The organism is Massilia sp. UMI-21, from assembly GCA_015277795.1.
Lineage (GTDB): Bacteria > Pseudomonadota > Gammaproteobacteria > Burkholderiales > Burkholderiaceae_D > Telluria.
Genome location: CP063848.1, coordinates 3,942,867 through 3,965,229, shown reverse-complemented (window position 1 = coordinate 3,965,229; position 22,363 = coordinate 3,942,867). Strand labels below are relative to the sequence as shown.

The 22,363-nt window shown below is 68.2% G+C and carries 20 protein-coding genes; 9 read left to right on the top strand and 11 right to left on the bottom strand.

Annotation, left to right across the window (positions count from 1 at the left end; translation table 11 throughout):
• Nucleotides 1-30: 30 nt before the first annotated feature.
• The 4 genes from IM543_17455 to IM543_17440 all read right to left on the bottom strand — a co-directional run bounded on the left by IM543_17455 (nucleotide 31) and on the right by IM543_17440 (nucleotide 4,124).
• The gene (locus IM543_17455) at nucleotides 31-1,722 is read right to left on the bottom strand and encodes a hypothetical protein (protein ID QOY93332.1); all 1,692 of its coding nucleotides are present in this window, start codon (nucleotides 1,720-1,722) and stop codon (nucleotides 31-33) included.
• A 165-nt stretch (nucleotides 1,723-1,887) separates the two neighbouring features.
• Nucleotides 1,888-2,556: a response regulator gene (locus IM543_17450; protein ID QOY93331.1), complete on the bottom strand. Its 669-nt coding sequence runs from the start codon at nucleotides 2,554-2,556 to the stop codon at nucleotides 1,888-1,890.
• On the bottom strand, nucleotides 2,553-3,587 hold the full coding sequence (locus IM543_17445; GenBank protein QOY93330.1) for a HAMP domain-containing protein: 1,035 nt from the start codon (nucleotides 3,585-3,587) through the stop codon (nucleotides 2,553-2,555). Before IM543_17445 ends, IM543_17450 begins: the two co-directional genes overlap by 4 nt.
• Nucleotides 3,588-3,599: 12 nt before the next feature.
• Nucleotides 3,600-4,124, bottom strand: coding sequence for a hypothetical protein (locus IM543_17440; GenBank protein ID QOY93329.1), 525 nt, complete (start codon nucleotides 4,122-4,124; stop codon nucleotides 3,600-3,602).
• A gap of 267 nt (nucleotides 4,125-4,391) precedes the next feature.
• Between IM543_17440 and IM543_17435 the strand changes: the two genes are divergently transcribed.
• Nucleotides 4,392-4,742 carry a stress-induced protein gene (locus tag IM543_17435; GenBank protein ID QOY93328.1) on the top strand — a complete coding sequence of 117 codons (351 nt, stop codon included), beginning with the start codon at nucleotides 4,392-4,394 and terminating at the stop codon, nucleotides 4,740-4,742.
• Between the two features lie 85 nt (nucleotides 4,743-4,827).
• On the opposite strand, the gene IM543_17430 is transcribed toward IM543_17435, so the two are convergent.
• The 5 genes from IM543_17430 to IM543_17410 are packed head-to-tail and all read right to left on the bottom strand — an operon-like array spanning nucleotide 4,828 to nucleotide 9,250.
• On the bottom strand, nucleotides 4,828-6,168 hold the full coding sequence (locus IM543_17430; GenBank protein ID QOY93327.1) for a flavodoxin domain-containing protein: 1,341 nt from the start codon (nucleotides 6,166-6,168) through the stop codon (nucleotides 4,828-4,830).
• Between the two features lie 10 nt (nucleotides 6,169-6,178).
• On the bottom strand, nucleotides 6,179-7,183 hold the full coding sequence (locus tag IM543_17425; GenBank protein QOY93326.1) for an FAD:protein FMN transferase: 1,005 nt from the start codon (nucleotides 7,181-7,183) through the stop codon (nucleotides 6,179-6,181).
• 11 nt (nucleotides 7,184-7,194) lie between these two features.
• Nucleotides 7,195-8,010, bottom strand: a complete 816-nt coding sequence (locus IM543_17420; GenBank protein ID QOY93325.1) for a DUF4198 domain-containing protein — start codon at nucleotides 8,008-8,010, stop codon at nucleotides 7,195-7,197.
• A gap of 15 nt (nucleotides 8,011-8,025) precedes the next feature.
• Nucleotides 8,026-8,529, bottom strand: a complete 504-nt coding sequence (locus IM543_17415) for a DUF2271 domain-containing protein (GenBank protein ID QOY93324.1) — start codon at nucleotides 8,527-8,529, stop codon at nucleotides 8,026-8,028.
• 46 nt (nucleotides 8,530-8,575) lie between these two features.
• Complete coding sequence (locus tag IM543_17410) at nucleotides 8,576-9,250, bottom strand: PepSY-associated TM helix domain-containing protein (protein QOY96735.1); 675 nt, start codon at nucleotides 9,248-9,250, stop codon at nucleotides 8,576-8,578.
• A 328-nt stretch (nucleotides 9,251-9,578) separates the two neighbouring features.
• On the opposite strand from IM543_17410, the gene IM543_17405 reads away from it, so the two are divergent.
• The 6 genes from IM543_17405 to IM543_17380 all read left to right on the top strand — a co-directional run bounded on the left by IM543_17405 (nucleotide 9,579) and on the right by IM543_17380 (nucleotide 17,728).
• Complete coding sequence (locus IM543_17405; GenBank protein ID QOY93323.1) at nucleotides 9,579-12,434, top strand: 2-oxoglutarate dehydrogenase E1 component; 2,856 nt, start codon at nucleotides 9,579-9,581, stop codon at nucleotides 12,432-12,434.
• 108 nt (nucleotides 12,435-12,542) lie between these two features.
• Nucleotides 12,543-13,796 (top strand): 2-oxoglutarate dehydrogenase complex dihydrolipoyllysine-residue succinyltransferase, encoded by a 1,254-nt coding sequence (gene odhB / locus IM543_17400; GenBank protein QOY93322.1) that lies wholly within the window; start codon nucleotides 12,543-12,545, stop codon nucleotides 13,794-13,796.
• A gap of 101 nt (nucleotides 13,797-13,897) precedes the next feature.
• Nucleotides 13,898-14,248, top strand: a complete 351-nt coding sequence (locus tag IM543_17395; protein ID QOY93321.1) for a PspC domain-containing protein — start codon at nucleotides 13,898-13,900, stop codon at nucleotides 14,246-14,248.
• Nucleotides 14,249-14,263: 15 nt separating this feature from the next.
• A complete protein-coding gene (lpdA, locus tag IM543_17390) occupies nucleotides 14,264-15,697 on the top strand; it encodes a dihydrolipoyl dehydrogenase (GenBank protein QOY93320.1) in 1,434 nt (477 codons plus the stop codon).
• 226 nt (nucleotides 15,698-15,923) lie between these two features.
• Complete coding sequence (locus tag IM543_17385) at nucleotides 15,924-17,021, top strand: AFG1 family ATPase (GenBank protein QOY93319.1); 1,098 nt, start codon at nucleotides 15,924-15,926, stop codon at nucleotides 17,019-17,021.
• A 14-nt stretch (nucleotides 17,022-17,035) separates the two neighbouring features.
• The gene (locus IM543_17380; GenBank protein ID QOY93318.1) at nucleotides 17,036-17,728 is read left to right on the top strand and encodes a hypothetical protein; all 693 of its coding nucleotides are present in this window, start codon (nucleotides 17,036-17,038) and stop codon (nucleotides 17,726-17,728) included.
• A gap of 29 nt (nucleotides 17,729-17,757) precedes the next feature.
• Here IM543_17380 and IM543_17375 read toward each other — a convergent pair whose 3' ends face one another.
• Nucleotides 17,758-18,564 (bottom strand): serine/threonine-protein phosphatase, encoded by an 807-nt coding sequence (locus IM543_17375; GenBank protein ID QOY93317.1) that lies wholly within the window; start codon nucleotides 18,562-18,564, stop codon nucleotides 17,758-17,760.
• 196 nt (nucleotides 18,565-18,760) lie between these two features.
• Here IM543_17375 and IM543_17370 point away from each other — a divergent pair, with 196 nt between their 5' ends.
• Together IM543_17370 and IM543_17365 are read left to right on the top strand one after the other, a co-directional pair.
• On the top strand, nucleotides 18,761-18,961 hold the full coding sequence (locus IM543_17370) for a DUF465 domain-containing protein (protein ID QOY93316.1): 201 nt from the start codon (nucleotides 18,761-18,763) through the stop codon (nucleotides 18,959-18,961).
• A gap of 117 nt (nucleotides 18,962-19,078) precedes the next feature.
• Nucleotides 19,079-21,091: an ATP-dependent DNA helicase gene (locus IM543_17365; GenBank protein ID QOY96734.1), complete on the top strand. Its 2,013-nt coding sequence runs from the start codon at nucleotides 19,079-19,081 to the stop codon at nucleotides 21,089-21,091.
• A gap of 119 nt (nucleotides 21,092-21,210) precedes the next feature.
• Here IM543_17365 and IM543_17360 read toward each other — a convergent pair whose 3' ends face one another.
• The gene (locus tag IM543_17360) at nucleotides 21,211-22,185 is read right to left on the bottom strand and encodes an NADPH:quinone oxidoreductase family protein (protein ID QOY93315.1); all 975 of its coding nucleotides are present in this window, start codon (nucleotides 22,183-22,185) and stop codon (nucleotides 21,211-21,213) included.
• Between the last annotated feature and the right edge of the window lie 178 nt (nucleotides 22,186-22,363).

Below are 22,363 nucleotides of genomic sequence, written 5' to 3'. Positions count from 1 at the left end.
AATGTGGAGAAACCATGGAGCCGGGGCCGGCTAGCGGGACGGCTCCGGTGGGCCCTGGCGGAGCATGCCGGGAGCCCTCGCTTGCGTGGCCTGGAATATCGCCGGTGGCGCAGCAGGCGCCGGTGGCGGGGCCGTCGCGCCGCCGATGCTCCGCGGCGCCGACCCGGAACGCGCGCTTTCGCCGGGGAGTGGCGGCCCGCCGAGTTCGCGGATCAGCATCGATGTGACCTGCATCTTGCCGAGTCCGGTCGAGTCGGTGACGCGGACGACCATGTTGTAATCGCCTTCGACGGTGAACGTGCGGGTGGCGCGCACCTCGCCCTGGCCGCGGTACTCGCGCACCGCGGCGGGCTGCGGCCCGTTGCCGTCGCCCCAGTCGATGGTCGCGCTGTGGGTGTCGCCAGGATTGCGATCGCGGAAAGACAGCGTGAGCGTGACCGGGCGGTTCAGTTCCGGCTGGGGCAACTGGATCGGCCCAAGCACCGGCGCATCGCTGCCCCCGCCGCGCGCGCGCAGCAGTACCAGGCCGGCACTGGAGTGGGCGAGAATGTCGCCGTTGGGCGCGACCGCGAGCGCCTCGTTCACCTCCAGGCCCGACGGCGGGTCGAGCAGGCGCGTGTTGAGGTCGACTGCGCCGCCCGGCCGCGACCAGCGGTAGGCCAGGCCCGGATCGCCCTCGCTGCGCCGCCCCAGGCCGACCACGATGCCGCCCTGGTTGATGTCGTTGGCTTCGGATGCGAACAGCGCCCGCGGGTGCAGGTCGACCAGCCCGCGCGCCCGCGAAAAATAGTAGGCGTGGTTCTCGTTGCCGGCGCGCTGGATGCGTCCGACCTGCTCGCCGGCCTCGTTCAGCCTGGCGAGTACGGTATGCAGGCCCACCCGCAGCAGGCCCCTGCCTGGGCTCCACAGGAAGGACTGGAAGTTGTCGGTGCCCGGGTCGAGCATGCCGGCGATGTCGCCGCGCTTGTTGATGTAGCGGGGCGCCGCGCCGCCGGCGCCGAAAGTGCCGAGGTCGACCGGGCGTCCGGCCGGATCCCAGCGCAGCGCGTGGGCGGCGCCGGCAGCGGTCGTGCTGCCGCCGATGGCGACGTTGCTGTCGTTGATGTCGACTGCGGCGACGTCGCCGAAGCCCGCCGGCGCGGGCAGCGGCATTACCCGGTTCGCGGCCGTCCAGCGGACTGCCCGGTAGCTCCCGCCACCGGCTGCGGTCGACGAGCTCCCGACGATCTCGCCGCGGTCGTTGATGGCGCCGAGATACAAGTCGGCATCGGCCAGGTAGGGCACCGGCAGGATCACCGCACCACGCGCGGCCGACCAGCGCACCGGCCGGAATCCGTCGGACAGGGGATGCGCGGGGTCGAGGTAGCGCGCCAGCAGGGCCACTTCGCCCCTGTCGTTGAGGTCGCCGAGCACCGACAGGGTATCGGCCGGCGGCAAGGGATCGACGACGCGCCTGCCGTCGAAGAAGCCGACGCGCAGACGGAAGTCGAACGGCAGGTACTCGAACGCGGCCTGGCCGCGCGCATTGAAGCTTGCCCTGGACGTGCGGAACGGCACCATGTTGACGATGCCGTACACGTCGCGGCTGGCGTGGCCGCCGCCGGCGTACCCGGCCTGCGCGGGCGCCGCCGCGCTGTCGCCCATGCCATGCACCGACACCGCCGCTGTCAGCAGCAGTATGCCGATGCCGGTGCAAGTTCGTCCTGCGGTAATGTGTTGCATCTTCTCCTCCATCCAGTCATTCCATGCGTCGCCATGGGCGTTCGACCAAGGTAGGGAAGTGCGGAAGCTGCGGGACGAAGTAGCGCAAAGCGTTTGGTGGAACCGGGCGCGCTTCGCGATGTCAGCTTGCACGCGGGCAGCATTGCGCGGGCACCCGACCATGCGTCACAGGTCGCAGCGGTAGCCGAGGCCGTAGATCGAACGGATCGCTTCCAGCCCGGGCGCGGCAAGCGCGATCTTGCGCCGCAGGTTCTTGATGTGGCTGTCGACGGCGCGGTCGGTGGCGTCCAGGCTGTCGGCGCGCGCGCAGTCGAGCAGCTGGGCGCGCGAGAACACCTGGCCCGGACGGCGCGCCAGCGCGGCCAGGATGGCGAATTCGCTCGGCGTCAGGTCGAGCGGCCGGCCGTGGACCGTGACCTGGCGCGCCGCGGCGTCGATCGCCAGCACCCGCGCCGCCTGCGGCGCGGCGGCGCCCGCGCGGCGCAGGATGGCCTTGATGCGGGCCATCAGTTCGCGCGGGCTGAAGGGCTTGCACAGGTAGTCGTCGGCCCCGGCCTCCAGGCCCAGCAGGCGGTCGATCTCCTCGACCCGGGCGGTCACCATGATCACCGGCAGCGCGCTCGATGCGCGCAGCGCGCGGCACAGCGCCAGGCCGTCCAGGCCCGGCAGCATCAGGTCGAGCACGACCAGCGCCGGCGGCGCGGCGCGGATCGCGTCCAGGGCCTCGGCGCCATCGCCGCACACCACCGGCGTGTAGCCGGCCGCGCGCGCGTAGTCGGCCACCAGCGCGGCCAGTTCCGGCTCGTCTTCGACGATCATGATGGTCTGGTTCATGCGCGTTCCTCGCTCAAGGGCAGGGACAGGGTGACCCGCAGGCCGCCGAGCGGCGAGTGGGCGAAGGCGATCGCGCCGTCTTGCGCCTCGAGCAGGCGCCGGCACAGCGCCAGGCCGAGCCCGGCGCCGCCGTGGGCGCGGCTGCGCGAGGCGTCGACGCGGTAGAAGCGTTCGGCCAGGCGCGCCAGGGCCTGGTCCGGCACGCCCGGCGCGCTGTCGTCGATGACGAGCTGCAGGCGGCCGGCGCCGGCATGCGCGTGCAGTGCGATGGCGCCGCCCGGCGCCGTGTAGCGCAGGCTGTTCTCGAACAGGTTGTCGAGTACCTGGCGCAGGCGGTCGGGGTCGGCCAGCACGCGGCTGTACGCCGGCGCGGCGCCGGGTTCCAGCGCCAGTCCGGCCGCCTGCAGGCGCCCCGCGAAGCCGCGCGCATGGGCGGTGGCGAAGTCCCACAGGTCGAGCGGCACCGGCTTGCAGTCGAGCGCGCCGACATCGGCGCGCGCCAGCGCATACAGTTCGTCGATCAGCTTGGTCAACGCCAGCACCTGGCGCAGCATGGCGTCGAGCGTCTCGGGCGTGGCGTGGCGCACCCCGTCCTGCAGGGCTTCGAGCTGCGCGCGCAGCACCGCCAGCGGGGTGCGCAGCTCGTGCGAGGTATCGGCCACCCACTGGCGGCGTGCGTCCTCGGCGCTTTCGAGCTGCCGGGCCAGCGCGTTGAAGTGGCGTGCCAGTTCGCCCAGTTCGTCGCTGCGCGCGGCCGGCAGGCGCACGTCGTAGCGCCCGCCGGCCAGGGCGCCCGCGCCCGCGGCGAGCTGGCGGATCGGCTGGCGGAAGTGGCGCGCCAGCAGCACGGCGGCGAGCGCGCTCAGCGCCACCGCGGCGGCCACGATCAGCCACAGGCTGCTGCGCAGCTGGTCCAGGAAGGCCAGGGCCATGGCGTCGCCCGGCCGGTGGCTGGGCGCCACCCCGAGGTAGCCGACCGTGCGGCCGTCCACCTCGATCGGGCGGCGGGCCAGCGGCAGGGTGCCTGGCACGCGGCCGGCCAGTTAGGCGCCCTGCGCGTCGAGCAGGGCGACGCGCTGGTGCAGGTCGTAGGTGACGCCGTCGGCCTGCGGGGCGTCCAGGCGCGGCGGCGGCAGGGGGATGACCGGTGGGGCGGGCGGGGCGGGCGGTGCGGGTGGCGCCGGCGGCCCCGCCTGCACCGGTGCCCGCACCGGCGCCTGCACCGGCGCCTGCACCGGAACAGGCGCGGCCGGCGCCTCCGGCACTGCGGGGGGCGCGGGCACGGCATCCGCGCGGCGCCGGCGTTCGTCCTGCAGCCGCAGCAGCTCGGCGGCGATCCAGCCGCGCCGTGCGCCGTCCGTGGGCAGGAAGTCCCAGCCGCCGCGGGTCCGGTAGCGGGCGGCCAGGGCGCCCGACAATTCGTCGAGACGGTCGAGTTCGATGGCGACCGCATAGTCGCCAAAGCCGGCCAGCACGTTCTGGCGCAGCAGGTAGACGGCGCTGGCCGCCACCGCAAGGATGGCGAGCAGGACCGAGAGGAATAGCCGGTGGCCGATGGAAAATTTCACGATGGCGAGTCAGTCCAGGACTACAGGGGCGAAGTCGTTTTGTTTCGTGCGCGGCGCGCGTGCGATGTTTCCATGCTAGCGCCGCCAACAATACAAATACTAAATTATCAATTTCTTTCCGTTTGAGGGCCTGGTCGCATGGGCGGGCAAGGCGTATTCCTACAAGACGATTGCCGTGTTTCGGTGGTCTGCTGGGTTCGCCAAAGCTAGGATGGACCTGTCTCAGCCACTTCCGGCTGGTCTTTCGAAAATGAATTGGAGGCAACTATGGCATCGAACAAGCAAAGCGGCAAGCAGCTCGACAACCAGCAGGACACCAATCGGCTCGATCAGCAGCAACGCAGCGACCAGGGCCGCAACCAGCAGAGCGGCAGCGGTAGCGGTAACCAGGGATTCGCATCGATGGACCCGCAGCGCCAGCGCGAGATCGCATCCGAAGGCGGACGCGCCTCGCATGGCCGCGGCAACCAGCAAAGCGGTGGCCAGAACGGCAACCAGGGCAGCAGCCAGGGCAGCGGCAACAAGGGCCACCACGCCGGCACCGGCGTGCAAGGCGGAACGCCGGAACAGCATGCGCGCGCTGGCGCCCAGAGCCACAAGAACGACCGCAAGGGCTGATCCTTGCACTGAACCTTGCACTGACCCATGAGGTCCCCGCCCGCCACGGGCGGGTTGGTGTGGCGCAAGGCCGCGACCGCCGCGCTCAGTACACGTCGCGGCGGTAGCGGCCTTGCGCCGTGAGCGCGTCCAGCGCGTCCACCCCCAGTACCTCCGCCAGCGCCTCGTGCACGCCGCCGGCCATGCCCTGCAGGCTGCCGCACACGTAGATCGCTGCGCCCTTCCCGATCCAGTCGCGCAGCGCCTGCGCCCGATCGCGCACCAGATGCTGCACATAGCGTGGCGTCGCCTGGTCGCGCGAAAACGCCAGGTCGAGCCGGGCCAGGCCGCCCGTGGCCAGCCATCCCTGCAACTCGTCGCGGCACAGGAAGTCGTGCGCCGCGTTGCGCTCGCCGAACAGCAGCCAGTTGTCGCCATGGCCGGCCGCGATGCGCGACTTGATCAGCGCGCGCAGCCCCGCCAGGCCGCTGCCGTTGCCGATCGCGATCAGCGCGCGCCCGGCGTTGCCGTTCAGGCGGAAGCGCCCGTGCGCGCGCACACGCAGCCGGATCGCATCGTCCGGCGTCGCGGTCGCGCACAGCCAGCCTGAGGCCGCGCCCGGGCTGCCGTCCGGGCGACGCTGCAGGCGCACCATCAGTTCCAGCCGGCCCTCGCCGGGCAGCGAGGCGATCGAATATTCGCGCGGGTGCTGCGGGTCGGCGGGGGCGCCGACCTGCGCCAGGTCGCCCGCTTCCCAGGCCGGCAGCGCGCCCTCGCACGGGGCAAGCGCGATGCGGTAGAGCGGGGCGCCGGCGCTGCCCGGATTGGCCAGCACGCGCTCCAGGATGCGCCAGTCGCCGTAGGCCGGTGCTTCCCAGTCCGGCGCGTCGCTGGTGCCCGCCAGGCGGCCGATGTGGTGCTGCCATTCGGCCAGCGCGTCGGCATTGCCGCGGTCGACGTCGATGCGCCCGAACAGGGCGGTGGCGCCGTGCGCCTCCAGCCAGCCGTCGAGTGCGCGGCCGAAGCCGCAGTAATGCGTGTAGCTGCTGTCGCCCAGCGCCAGCACGGCGTAATGCAGGTGCGACAGCGCCGGTGCCGTGCCCATGGCCTGGCCCGCGAAGCGGGCGGCGGTGTCGGGGGCGTCGCCTTCGCCGTAGGTGCTGGCGATGAACAGGACCCGGTCGGCCCGGGCCAGTGCGTCCGGCGCCAGCGCCGACATGCACACGGCGCGCGCGGCCAGCCCGCCGGTGCGCAGGGTGGCGGCGGTCTGCCCGGCCAGGTATTCGGCGCCGCCGGTCTGGCTCGCGTAAACGACCAGCCAGTCGGCATCGGCCGCGGGCGCGGCCCGATGGGCGCGCGCACGCCAGATCGCCAGGCACATCGCCAGCCAGGCGCCGCACAAGCCGAGGGCGCCGCCCCAGCGCATCGGGTCCATCGTGAGGATCATCGCAGCAGTCTCATTGGAGGAGGTCGCGCCAGGCGGCGCTCGTGTGTTCCCGCAGGCCGCCCGCGGCGCGGACCAGGTAGCGCGCCGCGATGCCGCGCGTGTCGGCGAACGCGAGTCCGGCTTCCACGCCCATCACGGTCAGCGCGGTGGACAGCGCGTCGGCGGTCATGCAGGCGGCGGCTGCCACGGTGCAGGAAGCGACGCCGTTGGCGATCGGCTGGCCGCTGCGCGGGTCGAGCGTGTGCGAGACGCGGCGCTCGGCACGATCGAAATAGCTGCGGTAGTCGCCGGACGTGGCGACGGCCAGGCCATGCAGCGCCACCAGCGCCTGCGGGCCGCAGGCCGCGTCCGGCACCCCTTCGATCTCGACCCACCAGGGCTCGCCGTCCGGCTTCATGCCGGCGCCGCGCAGTTCGCCGCCGACCTCGACCAGGTAGTGGCCGATGCCGTGTCCTTCCAGGCAGCGCGCCAGGCGGTCCACGCCGTAGCCCTTGGCGACCGAGGAAAAATCGAGGATGGCGCCGCCCGGTTGCAGCAGGCGCCTTGCGGCCCGGTCGAGCGCGGGAAGGGCCCGCCCGCGCCGCGCCAGCGTGCTCGCGACCTCGTGCGGGGACGGCAGGTGAAAACCGGCGCTGTCGTGACGGCCGCTGGGGCCGAACCCCCACAGCTTGACCAGCGCGCCGGCGGCCGGGTCGTAGGCGCCGGCGGTGTCTTCATGGACCCGCAGCGCGAAGTCGGCCACCTCGAAAAACTGCGCCGGCAGCGCATGCCAGCTGCCGGCCGGCGCCCGGTTGTAGCGCGCCAGCAGGGAGTCTGGCTCCCAATGGCTCATTTGCGCGACGATCGCGTCCAGCTCGCGCTGCAGCGCCGCCTGCAGATCGGCGCCGACGCCCGGGGGGACCAGCATCTGCGCCGACCAGCCGGTGCCCATCGAGCGGCCGCCCGCCTGGCGCCGCCTGCTGCCGGCGGGCGGCAGCGCCAGGTCGATCGCGAGCGGAACCAGCACGGCGCGCATTCAGTGCCCCTTCATTCCGGCAGGATCTCGAAGGTGGCCGAATAGGCGTAGCGGCGCGCACCCGGCTCGCCCGGACCCTTGGCCTGTTCGACCGGGTATTTTGCGCTCATCCAGTAGCGGTTCGCGGCCGGCAGCGTGAAGCTGGCTTCGCCCCTGGCGTCGGTGCTGAGGCGGATCTCGTTGATCGTGCCGCGGTATTTGACGCCGGCCGGCACCAGGCTGAACGGGAAGTTGGGCAGCGGCTTGCCGTCGAGCTGGAAGCGCACGCGCGCGGTCTCGCCGGCGCGCAGGTCGTTCGGGTGGGTGACCGGCACCAGTTCCAGGCCTTCGCCGCTCGGCTTGAGGGCGCCGGTGCTGAGCTTGTTGGCCGAGACGAAGGTCTCCATGCGGCTGTGGGTATGCGATTTCCTGACGTCGGTGGCGCCGGCCGGGATCTCCGCGGCGATGCTCGCCTCGGGGCCGCGGAAACGCTTCTCTTCGCCCCCCAGCTTGTAGCTGCCCATCACATTGTTGGACACCATCGCGATGCGGTAGGTGCCGTCCTTGGGCAGGCGCAGGTCGAGCGTCGAGCGCAGCTTGCCCAGCACCGCGCCGGTCGCCGCGGTGGTGACGCCGTCCGGGTCGGTCACGCTGACGCCGTCCATGCGCAGCGGCACGTGGTCGAACTCGAACAGGCCTTCCGAGACGGCGCCGTCGATCGTGACCCAGGCTTCTTCCTTCTCGATGAAGGAGCTGGAGGGCAGCATCCAGCCGCGGTGGGCGCTGGCGCTGCAGCAAACGCTGGCCAGGGCCAGCGACAGGACGGTTTTCTTGACGAGGTGGTGCATCGTGGTCTCCTGGTGTCAGTTGGCGGTGATCGACACGGCGCCGAGTTCTTCCTTGCCGCTGGCGCTGCCCGCCAGCCTGCCCTTGGCGGGGAGCGTGAAGGGCACCCGCACCAGTTCGCGGCCGCCCGCCTCGCGCGCCGCTTCCACCACCAGCTTGTACTCGCCGGCCGGCAGCTTATCCAGCGCGCCGGCGAAGCGCATCGTGTGGGTGCCGGCGGCCTTGGTTGCGCCGCTCACGCCGTCGATCGGCAGCGTCTGGTCGCGCCCGGCTTTGCGCCACCAGGTGCGCAGGTCCTTGACCCACTTTTCGCCGGCATTGTTCTTTTTCTTGACGTCGTACAGCACCGCCAGGTTCGCGGCGACCGAGCCTTCCGCCTTCTCGATCCAGATCGCCACGTAGGGCTTGTGGTATTCCGCCACCTGCAGCTGCGGCAGTTCGAACTTCACGGACAGGTCGGCAGCCACGACCCAGCCGGAGACGAAAGGCAGGGTGAGCGCCAGCGAGTGAGACAGTTTCATTAGGTCGCCTTATATATAGAGGGGTAATTACAAGATAATCTGATGATTAGTGCACGAACAGCAGCGCAATCACGGCCGGCAGCACGATGCCGAAGCCGATCACCGGCCAGGTCGCGGGCCGGTTGGCCGCGTGGTATTTCATGATCAGGAAGCCGGTGAGGCAGAACACCACGCAGGCGATCGCGAAGATGTCGATGAACCAGCTCCACACGGCACCGGTGTTGCGGCCCTTGTGCATGTCGTTGAGCCAGGAGATCCAGCCGCGCGAGGTCGCCTCGTACTCGGCCGAACCGTCGGCCGCGATGCGCAGCCAGGCGTCGCCGCCGGGGCGCGGCAGGGCGATATAGGCGTCTTCCTCGCTCCATTCGGCGCGCAGGCCGCGCACCTCGACCGGGAAGGCGGCATTCGCCCAGTCGGCGAGCTCGCCCGGCAGCGGCACGTCGGCGTCGGCATGTTCCAGCGCATAGCTTTCCAGTCGGGCGCGCAGCGGCGCGGGCAGGGTGGCCTTCAGGCGCGTCACCTGCGGCCTGGCCTCGATCTGGGCCGCGTGGTTCAGGGTGAAGCCGGTAAAGCTGAACAGCAGCATCGCCATCAGGCAGATGGCCGAACTGATCCAGTGCCATTGGTGCAATTGCTTCAGGTAGAAGGCGCGCCGCGGCCCCGGCAAAGCCGGGGTGGGAGGGGCGGAAATGGTGGAGGTGGTCGGTCCAGTTGAGCGCATCATTAAATGATAACGATTATCATTTACGCGGTCAACGGCCTGATGGGGCTTTGCTCTGCTTTGCGCTCGCTTTACAAATTGAAATAAAACATTTCTCGCTGAAGGCTCCGCCTTGCGTCGGAGCTTGCGTTACAATACCGTGCGCCAAAAGGCAAGGGGAGACCCGTTTGCCTCGCTTTTTGTCACGCTTTTTGTCAAAGAATTACGAAATTCGTCCTTCCCCACAACTTGATGTAGTAAGTGCGATCCGCTAACCGGTCAGGCCGTGTCGCGGAAGGTTAAACCAACCCGCCCCATACTCGCGAAGCGCGAAGAAAGGTGAGCAAGAATGATGCAGCAACAGAATGCGAACTCGTACCTGTTCGGCGGTAACGCGCCGTACGTGGAAGAGTTGTACGAAGCCTACCTGAACAATCCGGGTTCGGTGCCGGACAACTGGCGCGCCTACTTCGACCAGATGCAGCACGTGCCTGCCGTGGACGGTTCGTGCCGCCCGGACGTGGTCCACTCGTCGGTCATCGCTTCGTTCGCGGAGCGCGCCAAGCAGGGCCCGATCCGCACCGTCAGCGCCAGCCCCGACCCGGAAATGGGCCGCAAGCGCGTGGCCGTCACCCAGTTGATCGCCGCCTACCGCTACCTCGGCTCGCGCTGGGCCAACCTCGACCCGCTGCAGCGCCAGGAACGCCCGCCGCTGCCGGAACTCGACCCGGCCTTCTACGGTTTCACCGAAGCGGACCTCGACACCGTCTTCAACATCAGCAATACCTACTTCGGCAAGGAAACCGCGCCCCTGCGCGACATCCTGAACATGCTGCGCGACACGTACTGCCGTTCGCTTGGCGCCGAGTTCATGTACATCAGCGATCCGACCGAGAAGCGCTGGCTGCAGGAACGCCTGGAATCGATCCGCTCGACCCCGAGCTTCACGGGCGACAAGAAAAAGCACATCCTCGAGCGCCTGACCGCGGCCGAAGGCCTGGAACGCTACCTCCACACCAAGTACGTCGGCGCCAAGCGCTTCTCGCTGGAAGGCGGCGAGTCCTTCATCGCCTCGATCGACGAAGTGATCCAGCGCGCCGGTGAAAAGGGCGTGCAGGAAATCGTCATCGGCATGGCCCACCGCGGCCGCCTGAACGTGCTGGTCAACACCCTGGGCAAGAGCCCGGCCGACCTGTTCGAAGAATTCGAAGGCAAGCACGCCGACGACCTGCCGGCGGGCGACGTGAAATACCACCAGGGCTTCTCGAGCGACATCTCGACCCCGGGCGGTCCGGTCCACCTGTCGCTTGCCTTTAATCCATCCCACCTCGAGATCGTCAACCCGGTGGTCGAAGGTTCGGTCAAGGCGCGCATGGAACGCCGCGGCGACCGCAAGGGCAAGGAAGTGCTGCCGATCCTGGTGCACGGCGACGCCGCGTTCGCCGGCCAGGGCGTGGTCATGGAAACCCTGAACCTGGCCCAGACCCGCGGCTACGGCACCGGCGGCACCGTCCACATCGTCATCAACAACCAGATCGGCTTCACCACCTCGGACCCGCGCGACGCCCGTTCGACCATCTACTGCTCGGACGTCGTCAAGATGATCGAAGCACCGGTGCTGCACGTGAACGCCGACGATCCGGAAGCGGTCGTGCTGGCCTCGCAGATCGCGATGGACTACCGCAGCGAGTTCGGCAAGGACGTCGTGGTCGACATCGTCTGCTACCGCAAGCTGGGCCACAACGAGCAGGACACCCCGGCGCTGACCCAGCCGCTGATGTACAAGAAGATCGCCAAGCACCCGGGCACCCGCAAGATGTACGCGGAGAAGCTGGCTGCCCAGGGCACCATCGCGCCGGATGCCGGTGACCAGCTGGTCGCCGAGTTCCGCAACGCGATGGACGCCGGCAAGCACACCGTCGATCCGGTGCTGACCAACTTCAAGGGCAAGTACGCGGTCGACTGGGCGCCGTTCCTGAACAAGAAGTGGACCGACGCCTGCGACACCGCCGTGCCGATGACCGAGCTGAAGCGCCTGGCTGAACGCATCACCAAGGTGCCGGAAGGCTTCAAGCCGCACTCGCTGGTGGAAAAGGTGCTGAACGACCGCGCCAACATGGGCAAGGGCGAGCTGAACCTCGACTGGGGCATGGGCGAGCACCTGGCCTTCGCCTCGCTGCTGGCCTCGGGCTATGCGATCCGCCTGTCGGGCCAGGATGCCGGCCGCGGCACCTTCGTGCACCGCCACGCCGTGCTGCACGACCAGAACCGCGAGCGCTGGGACCAGGGCATCTACCTGCCGCTGGCCAATGTCTCGGACAACCAGGCCAATTTCACCGTGATCGACTCGGTGCTGTCCGAAGAAGCGGTGCTCGGCTTCGAGTACGGCTACTCGACCGCCGAACCGAACACGCTGACCATCTGGGAAGCCCAGTTCGGCGACTTCGTCAACGGCGCCCAGGTCGTGATCGACCAGTTCATCGCCTCGGGCGAAGTGAAGTGGGGCCGCGCCTCGGGCCTGGTCATGATGCTGCCGCACGGCTACGAAGGCCAGGGTCCGGAGCACTCGTCGGCACGTATCGAGCGCTTCCTGCAGCTGTGCGCCGACAACAACATGCAAGTGGTGCAGCCGACCACGGCCGCGCAGATCTTCCACCTGCTGCGCCGCCAGATGGTGCGCCAGTTCCGCAAGCCGCTGGTGATCTTCACGCCGAAGTCGCTGCTGCGCAACAAGGACGCCGGCTCGCCGCTGACCGACCTGGCCAAGGGCGGCTTCCAGACCGTCATCGGCGAGTGCGACGACAAGATCGACGCGAGCAAGGTCAAGCGCGTGCAGGTCTGCTCGGGCAAGGTCTATTATGACCTGGTCAACGCACGCAAGACCCGTGGCGTGAGCGATGTCGCCATCGTGCGTATCGAACAGATGTATCCGTTCCCGCACAAGTCGTTCGCCGCGGAACTGAAGAAGTTCCCGAACGCGACCGAGGTGGTGTGGGTCCAGGACGAGCCGCAGAACCAGGGGCCGTGGTTCCAGATCCAGCACAACATCTTCGAAAGCATGGAAGATGGCCAGCGCCTGGCGTACGCCGGCCGCGCGGCATCCGCGTCCCCGGCGGTCGGCTATGCCGACAAGCACGTGGCGCAGCAGAAGGAACTGCTGGAAACCGCGTTCTCGAAGCTGAAAGGATTCATTCTCACAAAGTGAGAATGGTGCGCCGCACGCATGCGTGCGGCTCCTGCCGAGTAAAACACACCACGCCCTGCGCTTTTGCGCAGGGCTTTGCACAGAATACATAAACGGAGCTACATCAAAATGGCACAAATCGAAGTCAAGGTCCCCCAACTGTCGGAATCGGTTGCTGAAGCAACCCTGCTGTCGTGGCACAAGAAGGTCGGCGAGCAGGTCGATCGCGACGAAAACATGATCGACATCGAGACCGACAAGGTGGTCCTGGAACTGCCGGCCCCGAGCGCCGGCGTGATCGTGCAGCTGATCAAGGCCGACGGCGCAACCGTCGTGGCCGGCGAAGTCATCGCGATCATCGATACCGAAGCCTCGGCACAGACCAGCCCGGTCGCCGTGCGTTCGGCCCCGGTGCAAGCCGCGCCCGAAGCCCCTGCCGCCGCGCCGGCCGCAGCGCCGGCCGGTTCGAAAGGCGACGTCGCGATGCCGGCCGCCGCCAAGATCCTGGCCGACAACAACATGAGCACCGGCGACGCCACCGGCACCGGCCGCGACGGCCGCGTGACCAAGGGCGACGCCCTGGCGGCAGTGGCCGGCAAGCCGGCCGCGCAAGCGTCGGCACCGGCACCGGCCGCCAAGCCAGCGCTGCAGCAAGTGGCCGCCCCGGTCGCCAACCTGGGCGACCGTCCGGAAGAGCGCGTGCCGATGAGCCGCCTGCGCGCCCGCATCGCCGAGCGCCTGCTGCAGTCGCAGCAGACCAACGCCATCCTGACCACCTTCAACGAGGTGAACATGGCGCCGGTCATGGAACTGCGCAACAAGTACAAGGACAAGTTCGAGAAAGAACACGGCGTCAAGCTGGGCTTCATGTCCTTCTTCGTCAAGGCTGCCGTCGCCGCCCTGAAGAAGTACCCGATCCTGAACGCCTCGGTCGACGGTAACGACATCGTCTACCACGGCTACTTCGACATCGGTATCGCCGTCGGTTCGCCGCGCGGCCTGGTGGTGCCGATCCTGCGCAACGCCGACCAGATGTCGATCGCCGAGATCGAGAAGAAGATCGGCGAATTCGGCCAGAAGGCAAAAGACGGCAAGCTGACCCTGGAAGACCTGAGCGGCGGCACCTTCTCGATCTCGAACGGCGGCGTGTTCGGCTCGATGCTGTCGACCCCGATCATCAACCCGCCGCAGTCGGCGATCCTGGGCGTGCACGCCACCAAGGACCGCGCCGTCGTCGAGAACGGCCAGATCGTGGTGCGTCCGATGAACTACCTGGCGATGTCCTACGACCACCGCATCATCGACGGCCGCGAAGCCGTGCTGGGCCTGGTGGCCATGAAGGATGCGCTGGAAGATCCGGCCCGCCTGCTGCTCGACCTGTAATCGGCGGCACGGCAGTGCAGTGCGGACCTGCCCGGGCGGGCAGGTCCGCTGACACAGCAGCACGGACAGGCTCGCTTGTCCGCCAACCAGTGAGGACCGCCATGATCTCCGATGAAATCCGGCGTTTGCACGAGTTGCACCAGGCCGGCGCGCTGAGCGACGCCGAATTCGAACAGGCCAAGGCGAAAGTCCTGGCTGCGGAGCGGGTGAACCTGGACAAGGACGGCGGCAGCGGCTTCGGCCCGCCGCCCGGCAGCCTGGAGGCGAAGCTGCGCGCGATGCGCCGCTCGCGCCGCGATCGCTGGCTGGCCGGCGTCTGCGGCGGCCTGAGCGATACCTTCGGCATGGACATCTATGCCTGGCGCCTCGTGTTCGTCCTGCTCACCCTGGTGACCTCCGGGTTCGGGGCCCTGGCCTATCTGGCGCTGTGGATTTTTGTCCCAGAAGAATAAATAAGGAAGCTATTCATGAGTAACGAGAAACAATTCGACGTCGTCGTGATCGGCGGCGGTCCTGGCGGCTACATCGCCGCCATCCGTGCAGCGCAGCTGGGCTTCAAGACCGCCTGCATCGACGAGTGGAGCAACGCGGCCGGTAAACCGGCCCCGGGCGGCACCTGCACCAACGTCGGCTGCATTCCGTCGAAGGCGCTGCTGCAGTCCTCGGAACACTTCGAGCACGCCGGCCACGCGTTTGCGGACCACGGCATCAAGGTGGCGGGCCTGGAGCTCGACCTGCCGACCATGCTCAAGCGCAAGGACACCATCGTCAAGCAGAACAACGACGGCATCCTGTTCCTGTTCAAGAAGAACAAGGTCAGCTTCTTCCACGGCCGCGGCGCCTTCGCCGGCAAGGTCGAAGGCGGCTACACCATCAACGTCAGCGGCCCGACCACCGACACCCTGACGGCCAAGAACGTGGTCGTCGCGACCGGTTCGAACGCACGCCAGCTGCCGGGCGCGGAATTCGACGAGAAACTGATCCTGTCGAACACCGGCGCCCTGGCGATCGATGCCGTCCCGGGCAAGCTGGGCGTGATCGGCGCCGGCGTCATCGGCCTGGAAATGGGTTCGGTGTGGCGCCGCGTCGGCGCCGACGTCACCGTGCTGGAAGGCCTGCCGACTTTCCTGGGCGCCGTGGACGAGCAGATCGCCAAGGAAGCGCACAAGCTGTTCACCAAGCAGGGCCTGAAGATCAACCTGGGCTGCAAGATCGGCAAGATCACCAAGGGCGACAAGGATGTCACCGTCGAATACGCGGACAGCACCGGCGCCGAGCAGAAGGCGATCTTCGACCGCCTGATCATCTCGATCGGCCGCGTGCCGAACACCAACGGCTTGGGGCTCGAGACCGTCGGCCTGCAGCTCGACGAGCGCGGCTTCGTGGTGGTGGACGACGAATGCCGCACCAGCCTGCCGGGTGTGTGGGCGGTGGGCGACGTGGTGCGCGGCCCGATGCTGGCGCACAAGGCCGAAGAAGAGGGCGTCGCGGTCGCCGAGCGCATCGCCGGCCAGCACGGCCACGTCAACTTCAACACCATCCCCTGGGTCATCTACACCTCGCCGGAAATCGCCTGGGTCGGCAAGACCGAGCAGCAGCTCAAGGCCGAAGGCGTGGCCTACAAGGCCGGCACCTTCCCGTTCATGGCCAACGGCCGTGCGCGCGCGCTGGGCGACACCTCGGGCATGGTCAAGTTCCTGGCCGACGCCGGCACCGACGAAATCCTGGGCGTGCACATCGTCGGCCCGATGGCCTCCGAGCTGATCTCGGAAGCCGTCGTCGCGATGGAGTTCAAGGCCTCGTCGGAAGACATCGCCCGCATCTGCCACGCCCACCCGTCGCTGTCGGAAGCCGTCAAGGAAGCCGCGCTGGCGGTGGACAAGCGTTCGCTGAACTTCTAAAGCAATGGAGGCGCACCCGCGCCTCGAATGGGGCGCACCACCGGTGCGCCCTTGTGGGGTGGGCGGTTCGTGATTCGGTCCACTGGACCGAATCACCCCGCGCGTTCAAATCACGTCTCCCGGCCCGCTCCGTGGCTGCTCATGTTCTGGTTGAACGCGCGGGCGTTCGCATTTCAGGCCACTGGCCTGAAATGCCCCGCCCACCCTACGTTAACAGCATCGACTTATGAACGTTCAAGAGTATTACCAACACGCCCTCGCCGAGCGCGGCTTCACGTCCGACCCCGCCCAGCAGGCCGCGGTCGACCGCCTGCAGCAGGCGTACGACGACTGGGTCGAGTACAAGGCCCAGCGGTCGTCCGCTTTCAAGCGCCTCATCAAGCGCCCCGGGGTGCCGAAGGGCGTCTACATGTGGGGCGGGGTGGGGCGCGGCAAGTCCTTCCTGATGGACTCCTTCTATTCGGTGGTGCCGGTGGTGCGCAAGACGCGCCTGCACTTCCACGAATTCATGCGCGCCGTGCACGGCCAACTGGATGAACTCAAGGGTGTGGCCGATCCGCTCGACGAAGTGGCCAAGCGCATCGCCAGGAAGTACCGCCTGATCTGCTTCGACGAGTTCCACGTCTCGGACATCGCCGATGCCATGATCCTGTACAACCTGCTCAAGGCCCTGTTCGACAACGGCGTGAGCTTCGTGATGACCTCCAACTACGAGCCCTCGACGCTGTATCCGGACGGGCTGCACCGCGACCGCATGCTGCCCACCATCGCGCTGTTGCAGCACAAGCTCGACGTCCTCAACGTCGACGCCGGCAACGACTACCGCAAGCGCGCGCTCGAGCAGGTGCAGGCCTATTACACGCCGCTGAACGCGGTCTCCGACAAGGCCTTGCGCGACGCCTATGCCAAGGTGGCCGACACCGCCGACGAGAGCCCGATCGTGCACATCGAAAACCGCGAGATCCGCGCGCTGCGCCGCGCCGGCGGCGTGATCTGGTTCGACTTCGCCACCCTGTGCGGCGGACCGCGTTCGCAGAACGACTACCTGGAACTGGCCGAGCGCTTCCATACCGTGGTGCTGTCGGGCATTCCGGCGATGTCGGCCGGCCAGTCCTCGGAGGCGCGCCGCTTCACCTGGCTGGTGGACGTGTTCTACGACCACAAGGTCAAGCTGATCATGTCCGCAGCGGTCGAACCCGAAGCGCTGTATACCCAGGGTATGCTGGCGAACGAATTCCACCGTACCGTCTCGCGTATCATCGAAATGCAGTCGCGCGAGTACATGCTCGCCGAGCGCCGCGGTGCGGCGGACGCCATCGCTTGAATCGAAAGGACACCATGCCGAGTCATCCCCCCGTGCGCGCGCTGCGCCGTCCCTTGATTGCTGTCCTGGTCGCGGCAGCCTTGTCGGCCTGCGCCAGCGTCGAGCCGGGCCCTTCGGTGGACGCGGTCGACCCCACCACGTCGGTGGAACAGGCCGACGGGCGCCTGGCGTCCGTCGCCGTCGAGCGCGCCGCCATCGAGGCGCGTTATGCCGAGCGTGAAGCCCTGTGCTACGAGAAATTCTTCGTGAACCACTGCCTCGACGAAGCCAAGGAACGCCGCCGCGTGGCCCTGGCCGCGCAGCGCAGCATCGAGATCGAAGCCGAGCGTTTCAAGCGCCGCCTGAAGGTGGACGAGCGCGACCGCGAGATCGCCGCCGCGGAGGCCGAGTACAAGGCCGAAGAAGCGCGCCTGGCGGCCGAGCCGCCGCCGGCGCCGCGCGAGACCACGGCCCTGCCGCCACCGAAACCGTCGCCAGCCGTGTCGCGCATGGCGCGCCGCGATGCCCGGGCCAAAGAAGAGGCCGCCCGCGCGCCGCAAGAAGCGGCCAGGGCGGCCGCGAACGCGCGCGCGTTCGAGGAACGCCAGCGCAAGGCGGCGCAGAAGCAGAAGGAAGTCGCCGAGCGCGTGGCCGAGCGCGAGGCGAAAGCCGCGGCGCGCAGGGCGGAGCAGGAAAAAGCGAAAGCGGCGCCGGCGGCGCAAAAGTAAGGAGCGCCCGAGGCAGGCGCCGACCTGGTTCAGACCGCCCGGCCAGGCTGTCGTGGCGGGCCGTCCTGCACCGGCTTGACCAGCTTCACGATCGCCATCGAGCAGTTTCCGCCCTTGCCCTGCGAGCGCTCTCCCGCCTTGTTGATCAGCATTTCCGACGCCTGCCGCGGCGTGGCCTTGCTGGTGACCGCCGCCAGTTCGGCGTCCGTGAAGAAATGCCACAGGCCGTCCGAGGCCAGCAGGAACACATCGCCGGGCGCCAGGCCGGTGTGGCTGCCGGTCGTGACGAACGGTTCTTTGCGGCTATTGCCCAGCAAATTGAGCAACAGCTTCGACCGGCGGTGGTTCCTGGCCGCTTCTTCCGGCAGCCGGTCGGTCGACACGAGGTGCTGCACATAGGCGGCGTCGCTGCTGCGCGTCATGCACTTGCCGTTCTGGAAGTGGTACAGGCGCGAATCGCCCACATGCGCCCACACCGCGTCGCCATGCGGCGTCAGTACCAGGCCGACGAAGCTGGCATGCCCCTCGGCCTGGGCATGCGCTCCCGCCGCGATGGCGTTCATCTTGATGACCAGGTGGGTCTCGCTGACGATCTCTTGCAGCAGTCCGCCGAGCCGCTCCAGGCTGGGGCGGTCGCCGGGCTTGAATTCGTCGAAGACCTGGCGCGCGGTGTGCAGCACCTGGTCCGATCCGCCCGGTCCGGCGACGCCGTCCGACAGCAGCGCCAGCACGTAGCCGGGCGCACGGGCGCCGGTCAGCAGGGCGACGCGGTCGTTCTGCTGGGGGCGGTTCCCGATGTGCTGCGCGGTCCCGGCTTCGATCTTGTATGTTGTCATAAACCTTTATTTCAGTAGCGCCAGCGCCAATCTTTGTTGGCGGCAACCTCAGCGTAGATTAAACTATGCACCGAGAAGCCGTGGTGTTGCAAGCCGAACACAAGCGCCCGGTACCGCCTGCGCCGCTGCCCGCCACTGGCGCCATCGCCCCAAGCTCCACCAACGCCTTGTACAGAACTGTTTGGAACAGCCCATCATGACCGACGTCCAGGACATCCAGCGCCGCATCATCGAACTCGACGTGGAACACCGCGACCTCGATGCCGTCATTTCGATGCTGGCCGCCGATGGCCATGCCGACCAGCTCCAGCTGCGCCGTTTGAAAAAGCGTAAGCTGCAGCTCAAGGATCATATTACGCTGCTGAAGATGCAGCTGGTACCCGATATTCCGGCCTGACGCAGTTCGCTGTGCCTGGCGCTACCCAAAACGATTACTTTGACCGATCATCTCCCCGCCGCTGCCGCGGACTCCGGTGTCGCCGCGGCGCCGGCAGCCACCTCGCCACAGGGCGACGTGCTGCCGGACAGCGCCCGCCCATCGGGTAAATACGACGAAGAGCTCGACCGCCTGTTCGGTCCGGGCGGCCCGCTCGCGCCCGCCGTCGGCACCTTCAAGCCGCGCCAGTCGCAGACAGAAATGGCCAAGGCCATCGCCACCGCCATCGCCGACCAGCGCGTCCTGATGGCCGAGGCCGGTACCGGCACCGGCAAGACCTTCGCCTACCTGGTGCCCGCCCTGCTGTGGGGCGGCAAGACCATCATCTCGACCGGCACCAAGAACTTGCAAGATCAATTGTTCTTGCGTGACATCCCGACCATCCGGGCCGCCCTGCGCGCACCGGTGTCGGTGGCCCTGCTCAAGGGACGCTCGAACTACGTTTGCCACTTCCACCTGGAACGCACGCTGAACAACGGGCGCCTGACCTCGCGCGACGATGTCGGCCACCTGCGCGAGATCTCGCGCTTCATCAAGATGACCAACTCGGGCGACAAGGCCGAGCTGGCCAAGGTGCCGGAAACCGCCACGGTCTGGAACCTGGTCACCTCCACCCGCGACAGCTGCATGGGCGCCGAGTGCCAGTACTACCAGGACTGCTTCGTCATGAAGGCGCGCCGCGAGGCGCAACAGGCCGATGTGGTGGTGGTCAACCACCACCTGTTCTTCGCCGACGTGGCGCTGAAGGATACCGGCGTGGCCGAACTGCTGCCCTCGGCCAACACCATCATCTTCGACGAGGCGCACCAGCTGCCCGACACCGCCACCCTGTTCTTCGGCCAGTCGGTGTCCACCTCGCAGGTGCTGGAACTGTGCCGCGACGTGCTGGCCGAAGGCCTGGCGCATGCGCGCGGCCCCGACTGGGCCAAGGTCGTCACCGTGGTCGAAAAGGCCGCGCGCGACCTGCGCCTGACCTTCCCCGAAGGCGGCACCCGCCTGTCGCTGCCGCAGATCCTGCCGACGTCAGCCTTCTTCCCGGCGCTCGACAAGCTGAAGGAAGAGCTGTCCGGCATGATCACCGTGCTGGAAGAGCACGCCGCGCGCGCGGAGACCGTCGAAGCCTGCCGCATCCGCGCGCAGGAGCTGGCCGCTTCCTTCGACGCCTGGAAGCCGGACACCCGGAAAGGCAAGGCGGTGCAGGGCGACGAGGCGGCGGTGCTGTGGGTCGAGGCCTTCAACTCCTCGCTGCAGCTGCACAAGACACCGCTGTCGATCGCGCCGATCTTTTCCAGTCAGCGCGAAGGCACGCCGCGCAGCTGGATCTTCACGTCGGCGACCCTGGCGGTGAAGAACGACTTCAAGCACTTTTCCGACCAGATGGGCCTGAGCGGCGAACCGGCCATGACCTGGCCCAGTCCCTTCAACTACGGCGAGCAGGGCATCCTGTACGTGCCCACCGGGCTGCCGGAGCCGAATTCCTTCCAGTACACCGACGCCTGCGTCGACGCCGCGCTGCCGGTGATCGAGGCGGCCGGCGGGCGCACCTTCTTCCTGTGCACGACCATCCGCGCGGTCAACAAGGTGGCCGAGCGCCTGCGCGAGGAGTTCGCCGCCCGCGGCCTGGACTTCCCGCTGTTCGTGCAGGGCGAGCGCGGACGCACCGAATTGCTGGATTCCTTCCGCAACGCCGGCAATGCCGTGCTGGTCGGCAGCCAGAGCTTCTGGGAAGGCGTGGACGTGCGCGGCGAGGCGCTGTCGCTGGTCATCATCGACAAGCTGCCCTTCGCGCCGCCGGACGACCCGGTGCTGGCTGCCCGCATCGAGGTGATGGAAAAGCAGGGCTTGAACGGCTTCATGCACCACCAGCTGCCGGAAGCGATCATCACGCTCAAGCAGGGGGCGGGGCGCCTGATCCGCGACGTCGACGATCGCGGCGTCCTGATGATCTGCGATCCGCGCATCATCACCAAGCCCTATGGCCGCCGCATCTGGCAAAGCCTGCCGCCGTTCAAGCGCACGCGGGTGCAGACGGAAGTGATCGAATTCTTCCAGCCGGGCACCATGGCGGAAGCGGCGGACCTGAACGCGTAGGGCGGTCGGCTCCGCCGACCGCGCGTTCACATGTCGTATCCCGGCCCGCTCCATGGCCTGCATGCACGTGTTGGACGCGCGGACGGCATAGCCGTCCACCCTACACGAACCGATACACGTTACGGGCAGATCACGACCTTGCCCGTGACCTTGCGCGCCGCCATGTCGTTCAGCGCCTGCGCCGTCTCGTCGAGCCTGTAGCGCCGGGACACCAGCGGCTTGAGTTTCCCTTCCGCCATCCACCCCAGCATCTGGCGCATCGCCGCCAGGTTTGCCTTGGGCTCCTTGCGCACGAATTCGCCCCAGAACACGCCGATCACCGAGGCGCCCTTCAGCAGCATCAGGTTCCAGGGCAGCTTCGGAATCTCGCCGGCCGCGAAGCCCACCACCAGGTGCCGTCCGCGCCACGCGATCGAGCGCAGCGCCGGCTCGCTGTAGCGGCCGCCCACCGGATCGTAGATCACGTCCGGTCCGCGTCCGCCGGTGGCGGCCTTGAGCGCCTCGCGCAGGTCTTCCTTTTCGTAGTTGATCAGGACATCGGCGCCGTGTTCGCGGCAGACCGCCAGCTTGTCGTCACTCGACGCCGCCGCGATCACGCGCGCGCCGATGGCCTTGCCGATCTCGATCGCCGCCAGGCCGACGCCGCCGGCCGCGCCCAGCACCAGCATGGTTTCGCCCGGCTGCAGGGCGGCGCGGTCCACCACCGCATGGTGCGAGGTGCCGTAGGTGAGGGTGATCGCGGCGGCGGTGTCGAAGTCCATGCCCGGCGGTATCGGCATCAAGGCCTCGGCCGGCGCCACGGCCTGCTCGGCGAAGGCGCCGGTGCGCGTGAAGCCGATCACCGGCTGGCCCGGCGCGAAGCCGCTGACACCGTCGCCCACCGCGCACACCTTGCCGGCGAATTCATTTCCCGGTGTGAAAGGCAGTTCCGGTCGCACCTGGTACTTGCCCTGCACCGTCAGCACGTCGGGGAAATTCACGCCTGCCGCTTTCACATCGACCAGGACTTCACCCGCACCCGGCACCGGTTCCGGCAGCTCTTCGATCACCAGGCTGTCGATCGGGCCCCAATCCTTGCAACGTACGGCTTTCATTTGCTCTCCTTGATGTGGCTGATGTCGCGGATGTGGCGACTTCTTAATCAGCGGAATTATGCCTGAAGCCGCGGCAGGGCAGCTTCAGCGTCGATGCTGCCGAGTCCGCCAACTCGCTTGTGCGCCCGCAAAATGGCCGGGGTCGCCGGCGCTAGAGTCGCTAAGTGAGCCAGTGAGC